We start from the raw sequence: 6,000 nt of genomic DNA on the forward strand, positions 1-6,000 counted from the left end.
CTTCTTCCAGGGAGGAGTGCGAGCGCTCTAATATCTCATATAGTAGATATCAAGAGATGCCGGGTCAACGGTAGGATGGCCCGGAAACCATTTACCCGTCGAAGGAGCTGCCTCCGTGACCGAAAGCACGGGCATGATTGCCCGCAGGCTCGATGCGCCGCAGTCACGCATCGATCAGGTGATTGCCGAGATCCGCAGCGCCATCCTCACGCGGCGGCTGGTGCCTGGACAGGCACTGGTGGAAGCGGAGCTGGCCCGGGCGATGGGGGTTTCCAAGACTCCCGTGCGGGAGGCGCTGAAGGTTCTTTCGCAGTCCGGTTTGGTGACCTTCGTCCCCTATAGGGGCGCGTCGGTGACCACCGTGGATGAGGACTTCATCCGCTCGGTCTACGAAGTGCGCCTGCTCCTGGAACCGGAGGGGGTCCGGCGTTCGGTGAACAAGGGCAGCAGACAAAGCCTGACGACGGCCGCGGAACTCCTTGCCCAGTCGAAAGAGGCAGCACTGGCCGATGACCGGGGCACGCTGAGCCTCCTGAACCGCCGGCTCCATTCCGAGCTGTACGCGGGGTGCGGGAACCCTATCCTCATCGACATCCTCGAGAACCTGCGGGACCGGGCAGCCCTGATCAGCGTGATCGGCTGGGAAGGTTCCCCCACCTGGCAGACCGAATGGCAGGAACACTCGGCCATCCTGAAAGCCGCATCGAGCGGCGACGGCGACCAGGCCGCGGAACTGCTCCGCGCGCATCTGCAGGGGTTCTTCGACCGGACTCTGACATCATTCAGAGTCTCCGTGAAAGCAGCACGCACCATCAACGGCACTACCGTTCCAGGAGGAAACACTCAATGAGCTTCACTTCGCCCGGGGATACGACCAAGCACGCGGTTCTGAAGGTCGGGCCGCTGATGCCCGCGGTGGGAGACGTGCTCGACCAGGATCACGACGCCGTCCAGTTACCTTCGGACACCGACGAACAGGCGCGCTTCCTCGCGGAACGCGGTGCGGAGTTCACCGTCGCCGTCGCCTCCGGGCGCGTCGGCGTGGGAACCGGGCTGATGCGGGCGCTGCCGAATCTCCGCGCCGTGGTCAGCTTCGGCGTCGGCTACGAGACCACGGATGTGGAGCAGGCAGCGGAGCGGGGGATCGGCGTGAGCAACACCCCCGACGTACTCAATGACTGCGTGGCGGACACCGCACTCGCTCTGTACCTCGATGTCCTGCGCCGCATCAGTGCGGCGGACCGCTACGTGCGCCGGGGGCACTGGGAGGCGAAGGGCAACTTTCCCCTGACCAGGCAGGCCAGCAATCGGGCCGTGGGCATCGTGGGGCTCGGCCGGATCGGCACGGTCATTGCGCGCCGGCTCGAAGCGTTCAACTGCACCATTGCCTACCACAACCGCCGCGAGGTGGGAGGCTCCCCCTACGAGTACGTGTCCTCGCTGCAGGAGCTCGCACGGCGTTCGGACGTGCTGATCGTCGTGGCCGCGGGCGGCGATGAATCACGGCACATTATTGATGCGGCCGTCCTGGAACAGCTCGGGCCCGAAGGCTACCTCGTCAATGTGGCCCGGGGCAGCCTGGTCGACGAGGCAGCCCTCGTCGACGCCCTGGCATCCGGCGCCATCGCCGGCGCCGGGTTGGACGTCTTCGCCGAGGAACCGGCGGTCCCGCAAAAGCTGCGGGAGCTGGACAACGTTGTCCTGCTACCCCACGTCGGCAGTGCGACGCACGAAACGCGCGCTGCCATGGCAGCACTGACCCTGGCCAACCTCCGGAAGTTCCTGGCCGACGGAGCCCTCGAAACACCCGTGGTGGAACCGGTCGCCGGTAAGTAGGACCTAGTACTTGTAATACAAGTTAGCAACTTGTATTCTCAGGATATTCCACTTCCTAACCCAAGGCCCGTGATGACTGACATCCTCCTCGCAACTGATCCCCTCGCGGCACTATCGGGAGGAGAAGCCACCACCGACCGCATCCGGCACGTAAAGCTCTCCACCCTGACCCTGCCGCTGGACACGCCGATCAGTGATGCAAAGGTACTCACCGGCCGGCAGAAGCCGATGACGGAGATCGTGTTCCTCTTCGGGGAGATCACTACCGACGGCGGCCACTCCGGTATCGGGTTCAGCTACTCCAAGCGGGCCGGCGGGCCGGCGCAGTACGCCCATGCCAAGGAGGTAGCCGGTAACCTGCTGGGCGAGGACCCCAGCGACATCGGCCGGATCTACCAGAAACTCCTCTGGGCCGGCGCCTCCGTGGGGCGCAGCGGCGTCGCCACCCAGGCGATTGCCGCACTCGACATCGCCCTGTATGACCTCAAGGCCAAGCGCGCCGCCCTTCCGTTGTCCAAGCTGCTGGGTGCGTACCGCGACTCGGTCCAGACGTACAACACCTCCGGTGGCTTCCTTCAGGCGCCGGTCGAAGAGGTCAAGGAGCGGGCGTCGCAGTCACTCGCCGAGGGCATCGGCGGGATCAAGATCAAGGTGGGGCACCCGGACTCGCGGGTGGACCTGGCCCGCGTGTCGGCGTTGCGCGAGCACCTCGGCCCGGACGTCCCGTTCATGGTGGACGCCAACCAGCAGTGGGACCGGCCCACGGCCATGCGGATGGGACGCGCACTGGAGCAGTTCAACCTCGTCTGGATCGAGGAACCCCTCGACGCCTACGACGCCGAAGGCCACGCACAGCTCGCCCAGGCGCTGGACACCTCGATCGCCACCGGAGAGATGCTCTCCAGCGTGAGCGAACATATCAGCCTGATCAACAACCGGTCCGTCGACATCATCCAGCCGGACGCTCCACGGATCGGCGGCATCACCCCGTTCCTCCGCCTCGCCGCCCTGGCCGACCAGGCCGGGCTCCAGCTCGCCCCGCACTTCGCGATGGAGATCCACCTGCACCTGGCAGCCGCGTACCCGAGGGAACCGTGGGTGGAGCACTTTGAATGGCTCAACCCGCTCTTCAACGAGCGCCTCGAAACCCGCGATGGCAGGATGATCGTCCCCAACCGCCCCGGCCTCGGCTTCACCCTCAGTGACCAGGCCCTCGCCTGGACCACCGACACCGTGGAGTTCGGCAGCAGATGAGCAGCCTGACGGCCACCGTCGTCGAGAACATCCGCCAGCAGATCATCGACGGCGATATCCGGCCCGGCGACAAGCTGCCGGCGGAGAGCGCCCTGGAGGAGCAATTCTCCGTGAGCCGCACGGTGGTAAGGGAGGCGATCTCGCGGCTCCACGCAGCCGGGCTGGTCGAAACCTACCGGGGCAAAGGCACCTACGTGCTCACCCGCCCCAGCACGCAGGCCTTCGCAGCCGACCCGGAGAACGTCCGGACCTTCCAGGATCGGCTTGACCTGCTGGACTTTCGACTCGGCACGGAGGTCGAGGCGGCGGCGCTCGCGGCACGTCGCCGCACCCCTACCCAACTCGCCGCCATCGACCGGGCCCTCGGAGAGTTCATTCGCGCGAGGGACCTGCCCAGCAACGCGGTGGAGGCCGATTTCTCTTTCCACCGGAACATCACCATCGCCTCCAACAACCGCTTCTACCTGGACCTGCTGACGTCCCTCGGTCCGACCATGATCTCAATGCCGCAAACCCGGCTCATGCAGCCGGACACCACGGCCCAGCGGCAGCATTTCGACCGCGTCATCGAGGAACACCGCACTATCGCCGACGCCATCGACCGCGAGGACCCCCAGAGCGCGGCGGCCGCCATGCGCACCCACCTGGCGAACTCGCGGGTCCGCCTGCTCCCGGCGATGAAGACGACGCCGGCCTGAACCGTCGTGGGGATGGCCCCTGACCTCCCTCGGCGCCGTGTAAACCTAGATCCCGGAGCTGACCAGGGCTTCGTTGACCTTCTCGGCAAGGAAAGCGTGGCCGTCAGTGGTGAGGTGGTAGCCGTCCCCGGCGTCGTAGCCTTCGCTGTTCTCCGGGGTGAACCACGGCGCTGGGTCAATGAACTCCGCGTCGGCCACGGTAGCGCCGGTTCGGGTTACCGCTGTCCCTTCCAGGAGCGTTTCGCTTGCCGGGTAGGGCGCGACGGGGCCGATCACGACTATTCGTGCATGAGGCCATGCCGCAGTAGCGGCTTCCACTGTCGCGCTGATGGCGTTGATTGTCGGAACACTCAGTGCGCTGGGGTCGTCGAGGCCGCCCTGGAGAACGACAACGGCCGGGTCCAGGTCTGCGTTGTCCGCGTGCTCGGCGATGCGTGCCCGGTACTCATTCCCGTCGGCGTCATCCATGCCACTCCCAGAGGTGAAGCCGGTCGAGCCCATTCCATCTACCACCGCATCCCAGTTCCGGGCACGGGAGAGGACTCGGGCGAAGCCTTCCTCGGAGGGGGTTGTTGTCCCGAAACCTTCGGTGAATGAGTCGCCGATGAAGAGCGCTTGTGATTCAGCCGCGACGAGTCCGGGCGTTGCCTCGGGCGTCGGGTCGGGGCTCTCTGTGGGCGCTGTGGTCGGCGGCAACACCGGGCTGGACTGGTAGGTGCGCGCAGCCTCCGCGTTTGCCTGGAGGACGTCCTGCTGGTTCAGATAGAGACCGGTGATGCCAAGGATGACGCCGAGCCCGAAACAGGTAGCCGCAATGGGATTGAGCCGTTTCGAGACGAACGCTCGGAGCTTCGATTTTCGTGCTGACGGCAATATGATTCCCCATGTTGTGAGACCGATACTGCCCCAATAGTACGAGGCCGCTAACCTGAACCATGCCCCAAGGCCGCTTCACCGGCCAGGGTGAATTTCAACCCCGCGGTTTCCGCTTACTCCGTAGGACCCGCCGGACCCTGGCCCGATACGGATCCTGCCGCATAATGGAGGTTCCGCTTTCATCGCTTCCGCCGGAGGACCACTCTGACCATCGCCCCCTTGCCCTCGCGCAGGTATCGAACGGTGACCGGTATGCTGTGCGCTGTTTGGTTGGCTTGCGTGGCACTTGTCGTCTTCAAGCGGACGCCGGTGGACAGCGGATCCGCGGGCATCCTGTACCGCGGGCTCCGTTTCCTCCACCGGCACGGCCTCCCCACCTTTATCGACTACGGCCTGGTGGAGTTCACGGCGAACATCGCCATGTTCGTTCCGTTCGGCCTGTTTTGGTTCATCCTGGCGTCACGCGGCTGGCGCTGGCTCGGGCCTTTGATGGGCCTGGGCCTGTCGATGCTGATCGAACTGACGCAGCTCGTGCTGCTCCCCCAGCGTTTTGCTACCCCGTACGACGTCATAGCCAACGGTCTCGGTGCCCTCGTGGGGACTGTGGTCGCGTGGGGCGCGCTGTGGTGGCGCCGCGGATGCCGAGAATAAGCGCAGGTGCGGGCATTACCTACTATCAACATCCAACCCAAGGCAAAACCGCCCTCGCGGACACGACCACAGTGGATCGGCGTACGCTGGGCCTGCAGGATAGTTGCGGAGTGAATCTCTGCAAGTAGTTCCTGTACCCGCTTGCCAGCTTCCCGGCGGCTGTGCGTAGTTTATCGTCATTGATGTATCCCCGGCGATAGGCCGTGAGCTTACCTTTCCGAGTACTGCGCCTACCTTGTTAATTCCTCCGACGCTGGACGTATCAAAGATCCATCTGCCCAAGGATTGCACCTCACGTACGGAGCCGGAACCCGCGGCCCACCAAACACACGCAACCGAGCATAACTTCACCCTTTGCAGCGAGGGGAGAGCTGGGAACGCAGGCCTTTCCGCACCTTTGCCGGCAAGGCACTACAGGCCACTATTGCCGACTCGCGCGTGTCCTCCGTGGATGAGGTCTTCACACGGCTCGACTACAGGGAAGCCATCGCAATCAACATCGTCTCGTGCTCTGATTCGACCGGCGATCAGGATAATGAGTGGTATGAACTTGCGTTGAAGGAGTCTTTCGCCGCGTTATGGCCGGAACGGGTCAAGTCCCGGGTGTTGGTGTAGCGGTCGGTGATCCTTTTAGTTGTTAGGCGCTGAGTTCGAGAGTGGTGTCGGTGGTCGCCTCCGTCCCGGT

General features: G+C 64.6%; 6 protein-coding genes. 5 read left to right on the top strand and 1 reads right to left on the bottom strand.

The window, feature by feature from the left end:
- Positions 1-115: 115 nt before the first annotated feature.
- From IWX65_RS14595 to IWX65_RS14610, 4 genes are all read left to right on the top strand, one after another.
- On the top strand, positions 116-850 hold the full coding sequence (locus IWX65_RS14595) for a GntR family transcriptional regulator (protein ID WP_334683888.1): 735 nt from the start codon (positions 116-118) through the stop codon (positions 848-850).
- A complete protein-coding gene (locus IWX65_RS14600; protein ID WP_196883930.1) occupies positions 847-1,836 on the top strand; it encodes a 2-hydroxyacid dehydrogenase in 990 nt (329 codons plus the stop codon). Before IWX65_RS14595 ends, IWX65_RS14600 begins: the two co-directional genes overlap by 4 nt.
- A gap of 72 nt (positions 1,837-1,908) precedes the next feature.
- Positions 1,909-3,090 carry an L-talarate/galactarate dehydratase gene (locus IWX65_RS14605; RefSeq protein WP_196883931.1) on the top strand — a complete coding sequence of 394 codons (1,182 nt, stop codon included), beginning with the start codon at positions 1,909-1,911 and terminating at the stop codon, positions 3,088-3,090.
- Positions 3,087-3,788 carry a FadR/GntR family transcriptional regulator gene (locus tag IWX65_RS14610; protein WP_196883933.1) on the top strand — a complete coding sequence of 234 codons (702 nt, stop codon included), beginning with the start codon at positions 3,087-3,089 and terminating at the stop codon, positions 3,786-3,788. Before IWX65_RS14605 ends, IWX65_RS14610 begins: the two co-directional genes overlap by 4 nt.
- A gap of 45 nt (positions 3,789-3,833) precedes the next feature.
- Here the strand turns inward: IWX65_RS14610 and IWX65_RS14615 are convergent, their stop codons facing one another.
- A complete protein-coding gene (locus IWX65_RS14615; RefSeq protein WP_196883935.1) occupies positions 3,834-4,661 on the bottom strand; it encodes an SGNH/GDSL hydrolase family protein in 828 nt (275 codons plus the stop codon).
- Positions 4,662-4,943: 282 nt separating this feature from the next.
- On the opposite strand from IWX65_RS14615, the gene IWX65_RS14620 reads away from it, so the two are divergent.
- Positions 4,944-5,315, top strand: a complete 372-nt coding sequence (locus IWX65_RS14620; protein WP_196883936.1) for a VanZ family protein — start codon at positions 4,944-4,946, stop codon at positions 5,313-5,315.
- Positions 5,316-6,000 lie beyond the last annotated feature (685 nt).

It is taken from the genome of Arthrobacter sp. CAN_A214, from assembly GCF_015751955.1.
Lineage (GTDB): Bacteria > Actinomycetota > Actinomycetes > Actinomycetales > Micrococcaceae > Arthrobacter_D.

What these genes read in the sequence shown, in the direction of transcription:
- IWX65_RS14605 (WP_196883931.1), top strand. Translation starts at nt 1,909, where the DNA reads ATGACTGACATCCTCCTCGCAACTGATCCCCTCGCGGCACTATCGGGA.
- IWX65_RS14600 (WP_196883930.1), top strand. Translation starts at nt 847, where the DNA reads ATGAGCTTCACTTCGCCCGGGGATACGACCAAGCACGCGGTTCTGAAG.
- IWX65_RS14610 (WP_196883933.1), top strand. Translation starts at nt 3,087, where the DNA reads ATGAGCAGCCTGACGGCCACCGTCGTCGAGAACATCCGCCAGCAGATC.